The 16,756-nt window shown below is 54.0% G+C and carries 15 protein-coding genes; 10 read left to right on the forward strand and 5 right to left on the reverse strand.

Annotation, left to right across the window (positions count from 1 at the left end; translation table 11 throughout):
- Positions 1–178 precede the first annotated feature (178 nt).
- Complete coding sequence (locus FRD01_RS05830) at positions 179–817, forward strand: carbonic anhydrase (protein WP_146958453.1); 639 nt, start codon at positions 179–181, stop codon at positions 815–817.
- A gap of 76 nt (positions 818–893) precedes the next feature.
- Here the strand turns inward: FRD01_RS05830 and FRD01_RS05835 are convergent, their stop codons facing one another.
- The gene (locus FRD01_RS05835; protein ID WP_146958454.1) at positions 894–4,502 is read right to left on the reverse strand and encodes a PAS domain S-box protein; all 3,609 of its coding nucleotides are present in this window, start codon (positions 4,500–4,502) and stop codon (positions 894–896) included.
- 535 nt (positions 4,503–5,037) lie between these two features.
- Here FRD01_RS05835 and FRD01_RS05840 point away from each other — a divergent pair.
- Positions 5,038–5,670, forward strand: a complete 633-nt coding sequence (locus FRD01_RS05840; protein ID WP_146958455.1) for a hypothetical protein — start codon at positions 5,038–5,040, stop codon at positions 5,668–5,670.
- A gap of 56 nt (positions 5,671–5,726) precedes the next feature.
- A complete protein-coding gene (locus tag FRD01_RS05845; protein ID WP_146958456.1) occupies positions 5,727–8,156 on the forward strand; it encodes a hypothetical protein in 2,430 nt (809 codons plus the stop codon).
- A 1-nt stretch (position 8,157) separates the two neighbouring features.
- Here the strand turns inward: FRD01_RS05845 and FRD01_RS05850 are convergent, their stop codons facing one another.
- Complete coding sequence (locus FRD01_RS05850) at positions 8,158–8,619, reverse strand: hypothetical protein (protein ID WP_146958457.1); 462 nt, start codon at positions 8,617–8,619, stop codon at positions 8,158–8,160.
- A 100-nt stretch (positions 8,620–8,719) separates the two neighbouring features.
- Between FRD01_RS05850 and FRD01_RS05855 the strand changes: the two genes are divergently transcribed.
- From FRD01_RS05855 to FRD01_RS05885, 7 genes are all read left to right on the forward strand, one after another.
- The gene (locus FRD01_RS05855) at positions 8,720–9,202 is read left to right on the forward strand and encodes a glutathione peroxidase (RefSeq protein WP_146958458.1); all 483 of its coding nucleotides are present in this window, start codon (positions 8,720–8,722) and stop codon (positions 9,200–9,202) included.
- Between the two features lie 154 nt (positions 9,203–9,356).
- Complete coding sequence (locus tag FRD01_RS05860; protein ID WP_146958459.1) at positions 9,357–10,058, forward strand: TIGR00266 family protein; 702 nt, start codon at positions 9,357–9,359, stop codon at positions 10,056–10,058.
- A 4-nt stretch (positions 10,059–10,062) separates the two neighbouring features.
- Positions 10,063–10,770 (forward strand): TIGR00266 family protein, encoded by a 708-nt coding sequence (locus tag FRD01_RS05865; RefSeq protein ID WP_146958460.1) that lies wholly within the window; start codon positions 10,063–10,065, stop codon positions 10,768–10,770.
- Positions 10,771–10,779: 9 nt separating this feature from the next.
- Entirely contained in the window at positions 10,780–11,463 is a 684-nt protein-coding gene (locus FRD01_RS05870) for a TIGR00266 family protein (RefSeq protein ID WP_146958461.1), read from the forward strand.
- A gap of 28 nt (positions 11,464–11,491) precedes the next feature.
- The gene (locus FRD01_RS05875; protein WP_146958462.1) at positions 11,492–12,412 is read left to right on the forward strand and encodes a DUF808 domain-containing protein; all 921 of its coding nucleotides are present in this window, start codon (positions 11,492–11,494) and stop codon (positions 12,410–12,412) included.
- 101 nt (positions 12,413–12,513) lie between these two features.
- Complete coding sequence (locus FRD01_RS05880; RefSeq protein WP_146958463.1) at positions 12,514–14,484, forward strand: myxococcus cysteine-rich repeat containing protein; 1,971 nt, start codon at positions 12,514–12,516, stop codon at positions 14,482–14,484.
- A gap of 31 nt (positions 14,485–14,515) precedes the next feature.
- Positions 14,516–15,085, forward strand: coding sequence for a hypothetical protein (locus FRD01_RS05885; protein ID WP_146958464.1), 570 nt, complete (start codon positions 14,516–14,518; stop codon positions 15,083–15,085).
- A gap of 1 nt (position 15,086) precedes the next feature.
- Here the strand turns inward: FRD01_RS05885 and FRD01_RS05890 are convergent, their stop codons facing one another.
- The 3 genes from FRD01_RS05890 to FRD01_RS24205 all read right to left on the reverse strand — a co-directional run bounded on the left by FRD01_RS05890 (position 15,087) and on the right by FRD01_RS24205 (position 16,733).
- Positions 15,087–16,040: a PLP-dependent cysteine synthase family protein gene (locus tag FRD01_RS05890; protein ID WP_146958465.1), complete on the reverse strand. Its 954-nt coding sequence runs from the start codon at positions 16,038–16,040 to the stop codon at positions 15,087–15,089.
- Between the two features lie 3 nt (positions 16,041–16,043).
- Positions 16,044–16,466, reverse strand: a complete 423-nt coding sequence (locus FRD01_RS05895; protein WP_146958466.1) for an OsmC family protein — start codon at positions 16,464–16,466, stop codon at positions 16,044–16,046.
- A gap of 105 nt (positions 16,467–16,571) precedes the next feature.
- Positions 16,572–16,733, reverse strand: coding sequence for a hypothetical protein (locus FRD01_RS24205; protein WP_249756044.1), 162 nt, complete (start codon positions 16,731–16,733; stop codon positions 16,572–16,574).
- Between the last annotated feature and the right edge of the window lie 23 nt (positions 16,734–16,756).

The raw sequence follows: 16,756 nt of genomic DNA on the forward strand, positions 1-16,756 counted from the left end.
ACAAGGACGCTACTGAATACCTCTAGTCCTTAAGTCTGCGATTCTGAGTGATAAAGTCAATCCGGCTTTCGCGCATGTTCTGCGCAAACATGGTGCAGTCCAACAGCTTTAGGTAGAAAAAACCACGCGACCTGAGATAGAAGGCCAGCGCTTTGCAAGATTTTGAAAGGATTACCGCATGAACTCCAGATATGAACAGGTATTTGAAAACAACAAGAAATGGGTAGAAAAAAAGAAGGCGGGCGACGCGGATTTTTTCGTCAAACTCGCTGCGGAGCAGAACCCGGACTTTCTTTTCATCGGATGTTCGGACTCTCGAGTACCTGCCAACGAAATCATGGGACTTGAGCCAGGTGAAGTCTTCGTCCACCGTAACATCGCAAATCTCGTGGTGAATACCGATGTAAACTGCCAATCCGTGATCCAGTATGCGGTCGATGTTCTCAATGTGGACCATATCGTCGTGTGCGGACACTACGGCTGCGGAGGCGTTTTGGCCGCCATGCAATCCGCCGACCTCGGGCTCTTAAACGGATGGCTTCGCGAAGTGCGTGACGTCTACAGACTGCACGCGGAGGAGCTAGACGCCATTGAAGACGTGGACCAGAGGTACCGAAGGCTTGTGGAGCTCAACGTTCGTGAGCAGTGCGCCAATGTCATCAAGACTGCGCAGGTACAAAGACAGTTCATGAGTCGCGGCAACCCCAGAGTCCACGGCTGGGTCTACGACCTTGGAGAAGGTCTACTGGTGGATCTCAATATCCCATTCGAGGAAACTCTCGAACACGTCCGTAAAATCTATCGGCTTGACCCCTAATCTATTCAGGAACACTGCGTACCGCAAAACGAAAACCAAGACTTTTCGGTACGAATCGTTCCGTACCGCAAAGCACCTATGACATTTCCAAAACCTGGCGGATCATAACCAGTAGATTATCTGCAGTATAAGGCTTGGCCAGGAAATGCCGAACGCCGGCCTCAAAAGCAATCGAACGGCTATTGCCCGAATCAAGGCCGGACGAACAAATCACCCGAACGTCAGGATTGATGGATTTTAGTGCCACCACCGTGGTTGGGCCGTCCATGATGGGCATGGCCATATCCGTGAGGACGAGTGAGATATCCTTTCCGCTGACGGCGTAAATGGAAACAGCCTCAGCTCCGTTCGAAGCGCAGAGAACGTTGTAGCCGTAATGCTCCAACGTATTCTTCGCCACGTTGCGGATTGGGGCTTCGTCGTCCACAACCAGGATGGTCTCGCCACGGCCACGCGGAAGCTCCGGCTTTGTGTCCTTTGTGCCAGCGGAGCTCGATTCGAGGGCTGGGAGGAACACCTTAAACGTAGTCCCGCGCTTGACCTCGCTATAGACTCGCAAGAAGCCACGGTGATTTCGAACGATGGCGTGAACGGTCGAGAGTCCAAGGCCCGTACCCTTCCCGAGTGCTTTGGTGGTGAAGAACGGCTCGAACACACGATCCATCGTCTCTTGGGACATGCCAACGCCGGTATCTTCGACCTCCAAAATCACATAGGCACCAATACCCGCGTCGGGATTCATGCCAACGTAGACATCGTCCAGAACCGCTTGTTTGGCCCGGACGGTCAAGGTACCGCCATTCGTCATGGCATCTCGGGCGTTGACGCAAAGATTCGTCATGAGTTGATGAATCTGGGTTGGGTCGGCCTCGATATCCCAGAGATTCTCTTCGATATCCAAAACAAGGTCGATATTCTTAGGGAAAGACTCCTTCATCATCAGCATGATTTCGTCGATAACTTCCACAGGTTGGACCGTTCGTTTTTCCCCGTCCACACCGCGCGCAAAAGCCAAGAGCTGGCGCACCATATCTGCACCACGCTGAGCACTGGTGCGTATCACACCTAGATTGGTAGCTCGCGATGGGTCAGCCTCATCTTCCTCAAGCATGGAGATCGACATCAGAATGGGGGTCAACACGTTGTTCAAGTCGTGCGCAATACCACCGGCGAGCGTACCAACGGTTTCGAGACGTTGGGCGCGCATGAATTGCTTCTCGAGGCGTTTCCGGTCCGTGATATTCGTGTTGATCGCCAAGATCGCCTTGGGTTTTCCCTCGTCATCTCGGACAAGATTCCACCGCCCTTCTATATCGATCTTATTTCCATCTTTATCGACTTGTTCTAGTTCACCCACCCATTCCCCACGGCTCAGCACCGAAGCGGTTGCCTCAAAGAACGGTGCCGGATCCGCATAAATCGCGTTGAAGATCTTCTGCGTAGCAATTTCCTCGGCTGTCCAACCGTAGAGTAGCTCCGCGCTCCGATTCCAATAGGTGACGTTATGCTCCAGATCGCGGACCAGGATGGCATCTTGAGCACGGTCCAGAAGTTCGGCTTGCTCACGAAGACGCTCACGCTGCGCACGACTCTCGGTCACGTCTCGGAAATATACCGCGACACCTTCAGCCGAAGGATGAGCCGAGATCTCGAGCCATTTATCGATAGCTCCCAGGTACTCTTCGAATCTCTCAGCCTTGTTCGTATCCAAGACGCGTTGATACGCGTTGTAGGACGGGCCGCCAACGGCTTCTGGAAACTCAGCCCATACGCTTTTCCCAAGTAGCTCGTCTCGTGTTTTTTGCAGGAGACGCTCCGCCTCGGAGTTCATAAACGTGACTTTCCACTCGGAGTCGAGCGTCAGGAAAGCATCTGATATCGACTCAAGGGTGCGTGACAATCGCTCAGCCAGAGTTTGCGCCTCGGTCACATCGGCGAAAGCACCGTTGATCTTAATGATTTTACCGTCGCCGTCCCGAACTGCCTCACCCAACACTCTGGCGTGCATCCAACGCCCGTCCCATGCCTGCGCACGAAGCTCAAGATCGAAAGGATCACCTCCCTCCAAACAACGCACCATGGCGTTTTTCAGGGGAGCCTGATCCGATGGATGGTACCTCTTGAGCACGTCGCGTAACTTCGGAGGTTCGCCTGAATATCCGACCAGTGAGTGTATTGATTCGGACCAGAAGAGCGCTTCGGTCGCAGGGTCGTAGGCCCATCCACCCACACGAGCAAGAGTACCCGCAATTCGCATCAAAGATGCCTGATCCTCAAGCAATGCAGCCGCTTTACGCTCAGGTGTGATGTTCTGCACGACCGCCACAAGGCTCTTTGGCTTCTGGTCGTAGTCTCTCAAACACGACACGCTCACGCGCGCCCAAACTGAAGTACCATCACGATTCACAAATCGCTTTTCGATGGTGTAGTTTTCGCGGTTTCCAGCGACCAAGTCCTTCATCCCCTCGTCGCTCATCGAGCGGTCCTCAGGGTGAGTCAGTTCAAGGACACTCATCTTGGAGAGTTCTTCGACCTCGTAGCCAACCATCTCACAATAGGCTCGGTTCGCTTCCAGATACATCCCCTCCAGGCTCGCTACCGCCATCGGGGAGGCTGCGTCCCTGAAGGTGCTCCGGAATTTTTCTTCGGACTCCTTAATCTGGCGCTCTCGGAGGTGTCTTTGGAGCGTGATGCGAACGAGGTCAGAGGCACGGTCGATCAACGTTTGGATTTCACGGGTTGGTTCACATTCGTGACTCCAATAGAGCGCAAATGTAGCCACAACGTCCCCTGACTCGCCGAAAATCGGACGAGACCAACATGCACGGAGGTCAAACTGCTCCACGACAAATCTGAAGTTGTTCCATAACGGATCGGTTGCAATGGACTTCACAACCACCGGCTCTTTTCGCCACGCCGCCGTTCCACACGAGCCCACATCAGGGCCAATCTCTAGGCCATGAACGAGCGCGTTGTATTCGGCAGGTAGGTTGGTTGCCGCCCCGTGCCATAGACGCCCTTCACGCACGAGAAGGATCGAAGACCTGGCCCCGCCGGAAAGCTTGTCCACTCCATTTGTAATATCCTCTAGAATGCAATTGAGCGAATGACCCTCGGCGACCTTGGCCAGCATGGACGCTTCCCAATCGAGCCTCTCTAGTGCCGAATCACGGGCCGTGAGCGTGACCTCTAGCTCCTCCCGCGCGAGGCGCAGTTCCAGCGCTGCCACAACTTTATTGGCTAACATAGCCAATGCATCGCGCTGCCGAGTAGTGAGAGTCCGCGGTACGTAATCGATGACGCAGAGCGTACCAATCGCCACTCCCTCCGGAGTGCGAAGGAGCGCACCGGCATAGAACCGGATACCACCATCACGCGTCACATTCTCAAGGCCTTGAACCCTTGGGTCATCTTTAGCGTCAGGAATCTCGAGAAAGGCATCCTGATCGATCGCAAATTTACAAAACGATACTGATAACGGAGTTTCTCTGCAGCCTAGACCTTTTTCTGCCTTAAACCATTGCCGCTCTTTTTCAACGATTGAAATGAGCGCAACCGGGGTCTCACAGATTTGAGCCGCCAACTCGGTAAAATCGTCGAACTCCGCCTCTTTGGGCGTATCGAGCACGCTGTACCGGTAGATGGCGTTAAGCCGTGCCCCTTCTTGTCCTAAGAAATGTCCCATGGGTGATGCCCTTCTACACGGAAGGGTGCAAATTTTCCGCTCAACACTCACGTTACGCTTGCCCTGCTACGTGTCAACCGTAGTTTGAAAATTGTGCTGGTTTTGCACACTTTTCGGACAAGTGGACGACTCCATTTGAACACTACAGCTTCCTACATCTCCTCATACTTCCAGAGTTTTAATTTCTGCCGGACACTTTCCGGAGCCAAAAGAGGAATTCGCAGATGTAATTTATAAAATATTTATTACTTCTGTAACTATTCCACGCTGGCGAATTCGCACATCCTTAGACCAAAGGCTTGCGCAAAAATTGCAGACCATCACGGGTCAAATCGATTCAGTATCAGGAGCGTCGCGAAAGTGAGAACGAATCCAACAACTATACTCAGGCCCAAAGCACCCAGAGTTCCAAAGCCCTGCCACTTCAACACGAAAAAAGTTACACCGATTGAACAAAACCAGACCAGATTTGCGACTAACCGAGACAAGGGCATAGTGTCCTCCGTTGAATTCAATCTATCGCATTAGACGAACCATGACCCAAGATTTTCGATTTCAGTACTTCTTTTTGATTTTTGCGTTGTTGTCCCTTCCCGTAAGAGCCTACGCGGAGCCACACCCAGAGGAGTCGCCCACAATTTGGACCCTTGGTGGCTACACGGATTTGGGAATCGTTGCCAAAAACCGGATCCCCGGCAAAGCCAACATGCTCCTCAATATGGGCCTTGGAGTCGCCTTTGACGTTGATGTTTCCAAGCGTTGGAGAGTCGGCGCTGGGGCAGGCTTGGCCGTCCCCGCAGAGACCTTCAGTCTCGCCCTGCCACTGAGTGCACGTTTCTTTCCATTCGGAGCCAAAAAGAGTGGGGTCTACATCCCGCTTCAGCTCACGCCAGCCTACACCATCGGCACGCCGTGTGCCTTCGCGAGGGAGTGCGACATTCCTTATCCCAACGAGGACGGCAACGGCCTCTATCGGGCGCTCGCGCTCTATGCCAAGGTGGGTGTTGGCTTCCAAATCAACTTCTCCGCGGTGTGGCTCTTTTTAGATGGTTCCATTTCATCCGCCGCTGTCTACGGAATCGAAACCAAGGCCGGCTACAAAGTGAGTGACGGGATCTACTTAGGGGGCGAGATGGCGCTCGGAGTCAGGGTTCCTCTGGACCCGTAGTCCGAATCTCTCTAGAGTGCACGCGCGCTTCCTCTGCTGTTCTAAAGGAGTCATGTGTGCGCGAACTCATTATCTTGCTTGTAATTCTTCTGGTGGGTTGTTCCGAAGACTCCCCGACCAATCCTAACGTTGATATGGGAAGCCCCGATGCCACGGATTTGGCACAGGATCAGGCCCCGGATTTAGGCCCAGATCTTCCTCAGTCTGATGCCGATATGACGCCAGACCAAGGGCCTCTGGTCCAACCCGAGCACGTACGCGAACTCAAAGCGGCGGCAAGTGGCCAACTTCTGGCGGGAATCGGGCGTATCGCGCTCGACCCTCCAGTCGGCATTTCACAGGGTGGATATGGGGGAAGAACAGGCCCCACGTCTTCGCCTTGGGCCGGCAATTTTAAGGCTTCGATCGGCACCCACGGCGCACTCTGGGTCAAGGCCCTTGCCCTTCAGGTCGAAGACGAAACGCTCGTCTTGGTCAAAATTCCACTTGTCTTCTCTGACGACACGCTGACCGCCGAAACAACTCGAATCCTAAAAGAAGACCACAATCTCGACCTTGAGGGCCGAATCATCTTTGGCGCCACGCACACCCACCACGGGCCGGCGCGGTTCTGGAGAATTCCAAAGGAACTTGGTTTTGCCGGCATCGACACCTACGACCATGAGGTGATTTCAATCCTCTCGCGGCGATTCGCGAGCGCGATTGCCGCAGCTGTAGAAGACCTAGAGCCGGCTGAGTTTGGATATGAAGAACTCGAAGACTGGGACCCAGAAGACCGCGTGTACTCCGACCGCCGCTCGGTCAACAACGACCTCTGGGGAAAGGACCCAAGGCTCAGCGTACTCGCTGTTCGTCGCGACGGCCTACCCTACGCGGTACTCACCAATTTCGGGATGCACGGCACCATTCTCGGCACCAGCAACTCCTTGCTTTCGGATGATTCCGCGGGTGGTTGGGAAGAAGTGCTCGAGCAAAAACTCTTTCAAAAATACGGGTTTCACGTCACAGGAATGTTCATGCAGGCGGGCGGTGGAGATGCCGCACCTCGCGGTGGACACCTCGGACATCAAGACGAACAGCGCATGCGCATGGTCGGTGAGCTTGGAGCACCGGTCGCCATCTCCGCCCTTGATGACATGACTTTCGAGTCCAACACGGAACTCGCCGTTCGAACGCGACTCATCTCCCTCAGGCATCAATTCATCTACGGCGAGTCCGGCGAGTTCAGCAAGAACGAAGAGGACATCTATGAATTCGGAACCTTGAATTGCAGTATCGACCCCGAGAATGGCAAGAGCCAGGAGGGCGAAACCAAGAGCTGTATTGACCTTGCGCCACTTTTCACATCGCTCGACCAACCCACGCCACATCACGAAATCAATCAGACTTTCCTCAGTGTGGCACGAATCGGACCGCTCTTCTTGATGAGCCTGCCCGGTGAGTCAACCCACTCTATCGTGGACTACGCCCGCAAAAGTGTGGCCGAAATCGCGCCGGAAAATCGACTCATGGTGATTGGCTATTCGCAGGACCATTTCCTTTACCTCACTCATCCTGATGACTGGTATCGGGGAGAATATGAGGCTGAGTTTAGCATCTGGGGACCCTGGGGTGGAAAGTACTTCGTGGACCGGCAGATCGAGCTGGTTGAAGACATGCTCGATGGTTTTAACGGCCCAACCTACTACCAAGAGATTCCGAACCTCCAAGGCCCTGTGGACTTCAGCAAACGCCCCACAGAAAGGAGCCTAAATCCGGGCACCGTGCTCCAGAACCCCGCAAGCACTCTTAACCGCCAAGAAGTGCTAAAGTTCAGGGTAGCAGGTGGGGACCCGGCTCTCGGCACCCCAAAGTTTACGATCGAAAAAGAGCACCCAACCATTGAAGAAGCTTTCATTCCTATGGCCGACCCCGCTGGACTCGAGGCGAGCGCGTTAGGAAGCCATACCCTGGCCACCACAACACTTTACGTGCCTGTTCCAGCCACGACCTCGGAGATCTTGCCGGAGCGCGAGCATGGTTGGGAGTTCAGCTGGCAAGTCCCTGCAGATTGGCCTACCGGCAACTATCGAATCGTGGCCCGCGGCCGTGCTCTCACGGATGTACCCGGTACCTGGACAGCGCCGAGCTCAATGTTCTCTGTGGTCAATCCTTCCACCGCAAATCTGGACGTATCAACGGGCACCAACGCCCTGAATATCGCGCTCACCTACCCTCCAGTGAACTACAGCTCTGACGCCGGCGCACCGCAGAGTGGCTGGTGGGAGTTCGACCCGCAAGGCCAGGCCACTGAGCGCGTTCGTTGGCGAGCCCCACTTCAAGTCGCGATCGATGGGCACCCTGAATTGTCTGGAGTTCTGAATTTTGATGCTCAGACGGGCTTCCACGTCCTAACAACTACCGGTCAAAATCTGAGCGGAAAGACCATCCGAGTCGGGCACCCTGACGACCGAATTCCAGCCGAAATCACAGCGACGATCCCCTGAACTAATGGCTATTGATCGTGGCTAAATCCGCCTGAAGAGCCTCGCGCGAAGCCTTGTCTGGGACCAGATTGGCGAGCTCTTCAGCTGTTCGAAGCGCGGCGTCTAAGAGCTCGGTATCTCCCACCAAATCACACGCACGTGCCAGCGCCTCGAAGCCGTAGCCTAAGAAAAACGGGTCACTCCCCTTCTCGGCTTCTTCCACACTCCGCCTGGCCCAACGTACGGCCTCGTTGCCATTGCCGAGCACTGCATAAACCCGGGAGATCTGCCAGGTCGCGATAGACACTTTCTCAGGATTGACGTCCGGACGTTGCGTCCAGTGATAATACGACGCAAACGCCGTAAGCATCATCATTTCCTCGTCCTCTTGCGTGCGCTCGGTCTTATCCAGGTACTCCCACGTCTGGTTGAACAACGTGGCAGAAAAATGCCGATGCGCCGCGTTCTCGTCTTCAAAACTCACAATAACTCCTTAAAAAAACCGGAATTTATTAGGTGCCAAAGAATCTTCTGGGTTCTATCTTACTCTAAGACGTACGTTCAAACACACGAATGGAGATACAATGGGTTCTATCGAATTTTCTACGGAAATCACGACTCTGGGCGGCAAAAGCAAAACCCTTGAAGACTATAAGGGTTCCGTGATTTTGGTCGTCAATACGGCCTCAAAATGTGGGTTTACGCCGCAGTACAAGGGGCTCGAGGCTCTCTATCAGAAGTACAAGGACCAAGGGCTCGTCGTGCTCGGATTTCCTTGCAATCAATTCGGAAAACAAGAGCCTGGCTCCGAGTCTGAAATTCAAGAGTTTTGCCAAATCAACTACGGTGTGAGCTTTCCGATGCACGCCAAGGTCGATGTGAACGGCTCCGACACTCACCCACTCTTTAAGCAGCTCAAATCGGCAGCTCCAGGCTTACTCGGCACGGAAGCCATCAAGTGGAATTTCACCAAGTTTCTCATCGACCGCCAGGGAAATGTTGTGGAGCGATACGGCTCAAACACTGACCCTGCCGATATCGCCCCAAAGATCGAGTCCTTGCTCTAGGCCTCGGCTCCGACCATCTATCGATTTTCGCAGAGATCTGTTTCTGAGCTCGTGGCTAAGAATCGGTGATTGTCATCGGACGGATTCCATCGTAAATTCTGGCCGCTTGTTATAGTTCGCGCTCATCGCTCAAATTAGCTTGAAGGGAGCTGAAGTGAATCATCAAATCACTCACGACCCGTCCTTTTCCATGCTTCGCGTGGATTTGCAGCCGGGAGAAATTCTTGTGACGGAGGCCGGCGCTATGGCCGCCAAATCCGATCACGTTCAAATGGAAGCCAAACTCACGGTCCGTCCGGACGCGGGCCTTGGAACCACAGTCGGGGCCCTCTTCGCAGCGGTCATCCGAAGGTTCTTGGGCGGTGAGAGTTTCTTCGTTACCCACTATTCCACGAGCCAGCCAGGTACGGTTTGGGTCACGCCAACCATGAGCGGATCCATCGTCCACAGACGACTCGAAGCCGGCCAGACCATCATGCTTTCCGCGGGTGCCTATGTGGCGTCCACCGGAGATCTCGACGTGATGGTCCAATACGGCGGCATCCGTGGAATCCTCGCCAAAGAAGGCGCCTTTTTCCTCAAAGTTGTCGGCAACGGTGGAGACCTCTGGTTCAATAGTTTCGGCGGAATCGAAGCTATCGACGTCAACGGCTCATACATGGTCGACAACGGCCATATCGTGGGCTGGGAAGGTAATCTGCAGTTTGACATCAAGTCCGCGGGCGGCGGATTGATGGGCATGATGGCCTCCGGCGAAGGACTCGTTTGCGAGTTCAACGGCCAAGGACGCGTCTACATCCAAACACGAAATATGGGTTCAATCATTAGCTGGTTGCTCCCAATGATGCCGAGTTAGACCCATGAAATGTGAATTATTATATCAACCCGTCAGCACCATGGCGCGGGTCACTTTGGACCCGAACGAGTCGTTCCTCGTGGAACCTGGCGCGATGGTCGGAATGTCTCCAAACCTCAACATGACCACGGGCATGGCCTCGTCGAACTCCGGCGGTGGACTGCTCGGAAAAATCGCGAGTGCAGCTGGTCGGCTCCTCACCGGTGAGTCTTTTTTCCAGAACACCTACACCGCTCAAGGTGGCCCAGGTGAACTTCTCCTCGCGCACACGCTGCCTGGAGATATGGTGAAGATTCCGGTTCCTCAACAAGGCCTCAAGATGCAGTCCGCGGGCTTCATCGCCAGTACGACGGGTGTCAACCTTCAGGCTGAGTTCGGTGGTGCACGCTCTTTCTTTGGTGGCGAGGGCCTCTTCCTCATCAACGTCACCGCCAATGGGCCAAACCAAGAGATTTTGGTCGGCTCCTTCGGAGGCATCCAAGAACTCCAATGTGACGGCAATCTCGTCATCGATACCGGTCACCTTGTGGCGTGGGATGCTTCACTAAACTTCAATGTGACCAAAGCAGCAGGCGGCTGGATCGCCTCGTATCTCTCGGGCGAAGGCCTCGTTTGTAGGTTCCAAGGTCAGGGGCGTATCTGGATTCAAACCAGAAACCCCAACGAATTTGGCACCACGCTTGGCAAAATGCTCCCACCTCGAACCAACTAAAGGCAAACCATGCAATACGAAATACGTCAAAGACCCAATTTCAGCATCGCCAAAGTCGTGTTCGACACCCCAGGCGAGCAGCTCGTAGTCGAGGCAGCAGCAATGGTTGCAAAGGACTCGAGCATTCAGATGCAGACCAATATGCGCGGCGGTCTTATGGGTGCAGCCAAGCGCAAGTTACTAGGTGGTGAAAGCCTCTTTCAGAACACCTTCACGTCCACCCGACCCGGCGAAACCATTTGGGTAGCGCCTGCCGCTGAAGGCGACCTCTTGCCCTTTGATATGGACGGCCAACGCTCCGTCTTCATGTCTTCCGGAAACTACGTCGCGTCTGGCCCAGGAATCACGCTTGATACCGCATTCCAAGGCGCCAAAGGCTTCTTTAGTGGCACGAGCCTCTTCATGATCGAGGCCAAAGGCCAAGGTCCACTAATCCTTGGAAGCTATGGCGCGATTCACCCAGTCAAAGTGGGTCCGCAGGGATACCTGGTAGATAATAACCATATCGTGGCGTTCACTCAGGGATTGAACTACAGCATCCGAAAAGTCGGTGGCTTGCGTTCGCTCTTCAAAGGTGGCGAAGGTCTAATCTGCGAGTTCAAAGGGGAAGGCACCGTGTGGGTTGCCACACGCTCTTCTTCAGCGCTCGCCGCATTTGTACATCCTTTCCGTACCGTACAATCAAAGTCCTAGAGATTAGGCCAAAACTCGGGAGTTTCGCATGGCTGGCGCGAATCTGCTCACTCTTATCGACGACATCGCCACAATGCTGGACGATGTCGCCATCTTGACCAAAGTCGCGGCAAAGAAGACCGCAGGTGTGCTCGGTGATGACCTTGCGCTCAACGCACAACAGGTCTCAGGGGTTGTCACCGACCGAGAATTGCCCGTGGTTTGGGCTGTGGCTAAAGGGTCCGCGCTAAACAAGGCGATACTTGTCCCGGCCGCACTCGGAATCAATTTCATCGCCCCATGGGCTGTGACCCCCTTGCTCATGCTCGGTGGCGCATTCCTTTGCTACGAGGGCTTTGAAAAGGTCGTCCATAAATTCTTCCATAAGGAAGAGCAACCCGAAGAGGGTGAAACACTGCAACACCTCATGAATTCTAGCCCCGAAGAGGTTGCAGAGTTTGAAAAGAACAAAGTCAAAGGCGCCATCCGCACAGACTTTATTCTTTCCGCCGAGATCATCGTGATCTCGCTCGGCACGGTTCAGGCCTCGCCGTTCATGACCCAACTTGGTGTACTGACGACCATCTCGGTGCTCATGACCGTGGGCGTGTACGGGCTCGTGGCTGGTATCGTTAAACTAGACGACGTGGGCCTCCACCTCACCCAGAAGCCGAGCGCGGCTCTTGCTGCGTTTGGGCGCGGCATTGTGCGTTTCTCCCCAATCCTGATGAAGCTCCTCGGAATCGCCGGTACAGTAGCTATGTTCTTGGTGGGTGGAGATATCATGGCGCACGGTATCCCTGGCGCGATGGACCTTTCAGCTACCATCGCTGCGGCTTCTGGCCCGCTAGCCTTCATCACCCCTACCTTATTCTCTGGGCTCATCGGTGTACTGACCGGAGCCGTAGTCTTGGGTTTGGTGACATTCGTCAAGAGGTTGAAGCCGACCGCAAAGGCTCCTTCAACATAAGACTTTCAGGTTCTTTCAGATCGATTTCAGGGGGTTTCATTAGGTTTTCAGGGACCTGAACCCCTAGGTTCGCTTTGTTGTTAATTCAGACGAGGTGAACAATGGTTAAATCAATTCGAAATCTTCTCCCAATTCTTCTACTTGGCGCGTGTGCTCCAATCGACGACGCAAATGAAGGTGTTGACCCAGTCGATGAATGTGTCTTCTGCGACGACAAGGCCGACGCCTTCGGCATCTCCAGAAACTCCTACCTCGCCTACGGGATCGTACACCTCGCGAACAACGCGAGCTTGAGTGTCCTCGATGACGATGTCCCACTTGATGCTCGTGCTGCGCAGGGAATCGTAAACCAACGTCCATTCGAGTTTATCGAAGAGGTAGACACAGTCCCCTATGTTGGGAAGGTCGCCTTCAACAACATGGCTTCATACGTTCAAGACAACGGACTCGTCCCCTTCTGCGGGGATGGTCAGGTGCAAAACCTGCTCGAAGCATGTGATGACGGCAATCAGGCAGATGGCGATGGTTGCTCATCAACGTGCGAGGTCGAGTCAGGGTCTACAAACACTTTCTTTGCTGAGCAGCCTGAACTGATAAAAGGTGATGCCATTGGAGTCGCCCTTGTGGACGCAAACGGCTTTTACTTCAGAACTCGGACCCTGGAGAGCCTGAGGGTCGACGGCGAGCTCTTGGAGCTACTGGAGCGCGCTGACGGTATTATTGCGAACCGTGAAGAAGACGAGAGCATCGACTGGGACGAGCTTAAGATTCTCTCTCAAGAGCCATTTTACAGCTCGCTCTTTGCGGACGAAAAGGCGGCACTTGCACAAGCCTGGGAGCTGCTTCGCATCAATACTGCGCCAACGGCCGTCGTCGAATACTACGGGGATGTTCATACCACCTATCCGTACGACGTGAAGATCGAGCGACCTGGTCCTGTTGAAGTCTACACGGTGGTCGATATCTCAAGCGCAGACTCAAATGCAGCTGTACGTCGCCTCCAGCAGCTTCCTGGATTGAATCGAGACGGCGACCCGAACACGGTCGAACTCTACGACCTCGAAAAGGGCATCGAAGACTTCTATCAGGTCTTCACTCAATCTGAACTCGACAGCTTCGAGCGCAGCATCCAACGAATGTTCGACACTGCGCTTCCATCCTCTGGAGGTGAGTTTGTCATCGAGTATGACTTCTTGCCCGAGCCTTCGACTCAGCGCGAAATCGTCACCGAATTCGATGGTTGGGAGTTTTCATTCACCGCATCTCGAGAGCTTCACTACGACGCAATCGACGGCGGCAGTGGATACTACGACACATCTTTTGACGGAAACCTGCAAGTCAAAGCAAGCCTCAAAACCATGCTCAAGTACAACGGAAAGTCAGCGTGGTTTTGCGGCGGTTGGAACATGTGTTCGAGCCGGCCATTCCGATTTGAGGGCGTCAGATGGCAACGCCTAAACGGCACACAAACGTACCCGAACGAGCGCGGACTTATGCTCATGGAGTACTGGAAAGACGGTGAGCGCATCTACAACCGACTCGTGGAGTTCAAGCAATCTTTCATGGAGTGGGAGAGAACATCCTACATGAACGAGTACATGGGCGCTCGACCACAACTGAAGACCGGGCAGCCGCTCTCGTTCCGAAAGATCGGGACTCATCGCTACAATGGCGACTACTACAATCGCTACCGTCTCAACGAAGTCAGCACGGTCTTTCATCGAAACCTAACCCGCTTCTTCCCAGAAAGTGCCGACATGATTCGTACACGGTTGCCGATGGGGCGTTACCAGGAGTTCGAAGGGGTCTCGCTTGACATACATTCCTCGGGCAACGCGATCGCCTACTTCGATGGCTGCACATTGCCCTTCAAGTTCCAAGACGGGCACTTGGAGACCGACAAGTGCAATAACGGCAGAAAGGCTAAGATCTACTTCTCCAACGGAGGCGCCGAACTCTTGGTGATGGGTTCAAACACCAAGCGAATTCATATCACCACACCCTATTCGCAGTACGAAACTCTTGAGCTCGACCGTTCCGACTACGTGATTCGAAATACCTTGGCTCCGTGATGTGTTAGCATAGCAAGAGGAGACTCGAGCTATGCCAAAACCACGAACTCTTTTGGCACGCGTTGGCGTGCCATTTTTATTGCTCTTGAGTGCCGACGTAGCGGCAGAAGAGACCGAAGCCAGCCGCAGCGCCGACCTTAGAGGTGTACTTATCGGTGGCGTTGAAGGCGCGCCTTTCGCCTCCTACATCTGCGGCGATTTTGCGCTCAGCACTTCTCTTAGTTTTGTAGGATGTGGAACTGCCTCAGAGACCTTCCTGACGCCACAATTGGGCGCGGAACTCTCCCACTACCGCCTTGAATACGGCTGGCAGCTCAACCCGCTGATGAACTTTTCTTTGGGAGCAGGAATGGCCGAGGCCCAGCTGGGCCAAGATGCGGCGGGCTTCTTCTTTAATCCAGAGAGCGACCTCTCCACAATTGAAGCAGCAGGCGGGGAGCTCGCATTGGGGCTGGATGTATTTGTTCCCACAGCTCTGAAAACTCAGATGCGAATCCGACTCGATCTCGGAATGGCGTGGCTCCCCGGTTGGAAAGAAGTAGGTGGAAACTCAGAAGACGTGGTGCCTTTTGGGCTGATAACGACAAACGCCGAATTCTGAACTAGGCCATGCGCTCGACTTTATCGGCCGGGAAAAGGCCAGCCACTGAAAGATATCGCTCACCGCTATCGCAGATGATCGAACATATCTTTTTGCCGGCGTTCTCCGGTTTGGCCGCGAGCTCTTTCGCCACCCAAAGGGAGGCACCGGCTGTCACGCCGGCCATGATTCCTTCTCGCAGCGCCAGCTCTTTGGTCATCGCGAAAGCGGCCTCGTCTGTCACATGATAGAGCTCGTCAAGCCTTGAGCGGCCTCGCTCAAAATTCTCGGTCACAAAACCAGGACCAATTCCAACCAATTTGTGTTTCCCCATCTGACCACCTGCATAGACAGGACTTGCAGCGGGCTCAAAACCAACGATTTTGACATCACGATCGCGGCTCTTGAAGAATCGGGACAGCCCTTCGAACGTGCCCGAAGTGCCAAGCCCAATCACCATGATATCCAGTTCGCCGTTGAGTTGCTCCCAAATCTCTGGGCCAGTCGTAGCTTCGTGGGCGTCGCCATTGTTGGGGTTAGAGTGCTGATTGACGAAGAACCGCTCACCCGGCTTCTCTTCACAATAGGCGATGGCACGTTCCCTAGACCCTTTGGTGTGTTCAACGCCAGGCGTCAAAACGACCGTTGCGCCAAAGGTGTTGAGGATCTTGAAACGCTCTTCGCTACAAAGCTCGCTCATGAAGATTTTGACAGGAAAGCCGTGCGCGGCGCCTACCATGGCGAGCGCAATTGCGGTGTTTCCGCTGCTCGCCTCAACCAACTCAGCGCCTGGCTTGATACGGCCCTCAGCGATGGCGCGATCAATGATGAACTTCACCGGACGGTCTTTGACCGACATCGGATTGAAGAGCTCAAGCTTTCCATAGATTTCGGCCGGGGAATCTCGGAAAAGTTTATTCAATCGGATCATGGGCGTGTTGCCCACCATCTCGCTAATATCGTTGATAACTCTCACTATCTACTCGATTTCAATAACTTCAAAAGAATGCGTAATCTTCACACCGCCGCGGGAGAGCATGATGGATGCCGAACAATATTTTTCGGCGGAAAGGGCCACGGCACGCTCTACCTTGGAGGAGGTTAGGTTGCGGCCAGAGACCACAAAATGCATGTTCAGATGCTCAAAGACCCTCGGAGGTTCCGCAACGCGTTCAGCTTGAATCTCGCACACGCACCCTTGCACGTCTTCTCGCCCCTTCTTTAGAATCGAAACCACATCGTAGGAAGAACACGCACCTACGCCAACAAGCACGAGCTCCATGGGCCTAGGGCCAAGGTTCTGGCCTCCAGACTCCTCTGGACCATCCGTAATGATGGTATGTCCCGAACCCGTCTCAATTTTGAAAGATACGCCATCTTGCCAAGAGATTTTCGCTTTCACACTGCACCTCAGGTGATCAACACCGTGGCAGCATAAACCTTGAACGCCGTCCTGAATAGCTACAATTCATACTAACTTGGTTGGATATATGGACGGACGCCTCATCTACTCTTGGTACTTCATGAATCTGCGTAGTACGGCCTTCTCACCATTACTCATTTGAAGGACCACATCGATGGAGAGTTGGTCCTCTTCAAAAACCACTTCGCCGATCACGATCCCGTTCTCAACGAGCGACCGCTTTCTTATTCGACAAATCGTCACCACAACCCAAACTCAAAAATAAACTC

It is taken from the genome of Microvenator marinus (assembly GCF_007993755.1).
GTDB lineage: Bacteria > Myxococcota_A > Bradymonadia > Bradymonadales > Bradymonadaceae > Allomicrovenator > Allomicrovenator marinus.

Bases quoted from the DNA above. Each gene is read 5' to 3' on its own strand.
- FRD01_RS05885 (WP_146958464.1), top strand. From the start codon at position 14,516: ATGCCAAAACCACGAACTCTTTTGGCACGCGTTGGCGTGCCATTTTTA.
- FRD01_RS05840 (WP_146958455.1), top strand. From the start codon at position 5,038: ATGACCCAAGATTTTCGATTTCAGTACTTCTTTTTGATTTTTGCGTTG.
- FRD01_RS05880 (WP_146958463.1), top strand. From the start codon at position 12,514: ATGGTTAAATCAATTCGAAATCTTCTCCCAATTCTTCTACTTGGCGCG.
- FRD01_RS05875 (WP_146958462.1), top strand. From the start codon at position 11,492: ATGGCTGGCGCGAATCTGCTCACTCTTATCGACGACATCGCCACAATG.
- FRD01_RS05870 (WP_146958461.1), top strand. From the start codon at position 10,780: ATGCAATACGAAATACGTCAAAGACCCAATTTCAGCATCGCCAAAGTC.
- FRD01_RS05835 (WP_146958454.1), bottom strand. From the start codon at position 4,502: ATGGGACATTTCTTAGGACAAGAAGGGGCACGGCTTAACGCCATCTAC.
- FRD01_RS05830 (WP_146958453.1), top strand. From the start codon at position 179: ATGAACTCCAGATATGAACAGGTATTTGAAAACAACAAGAAATGGGTA.
- FRD01_RS05855 (WP_146958458.1), top strand. From the start codon at position 8,720: ATGGGTTCTATCGAATTTTCTACGGAAATCACGACTCTGGGCGGCAAA.
- FRD01_RS05865 (WP_146958460.1), top strand. From the start codon at position 10,063: ATGAAATGTGAATTATTATATCAACCCGTCAGCACCATGGCGCGGGTC.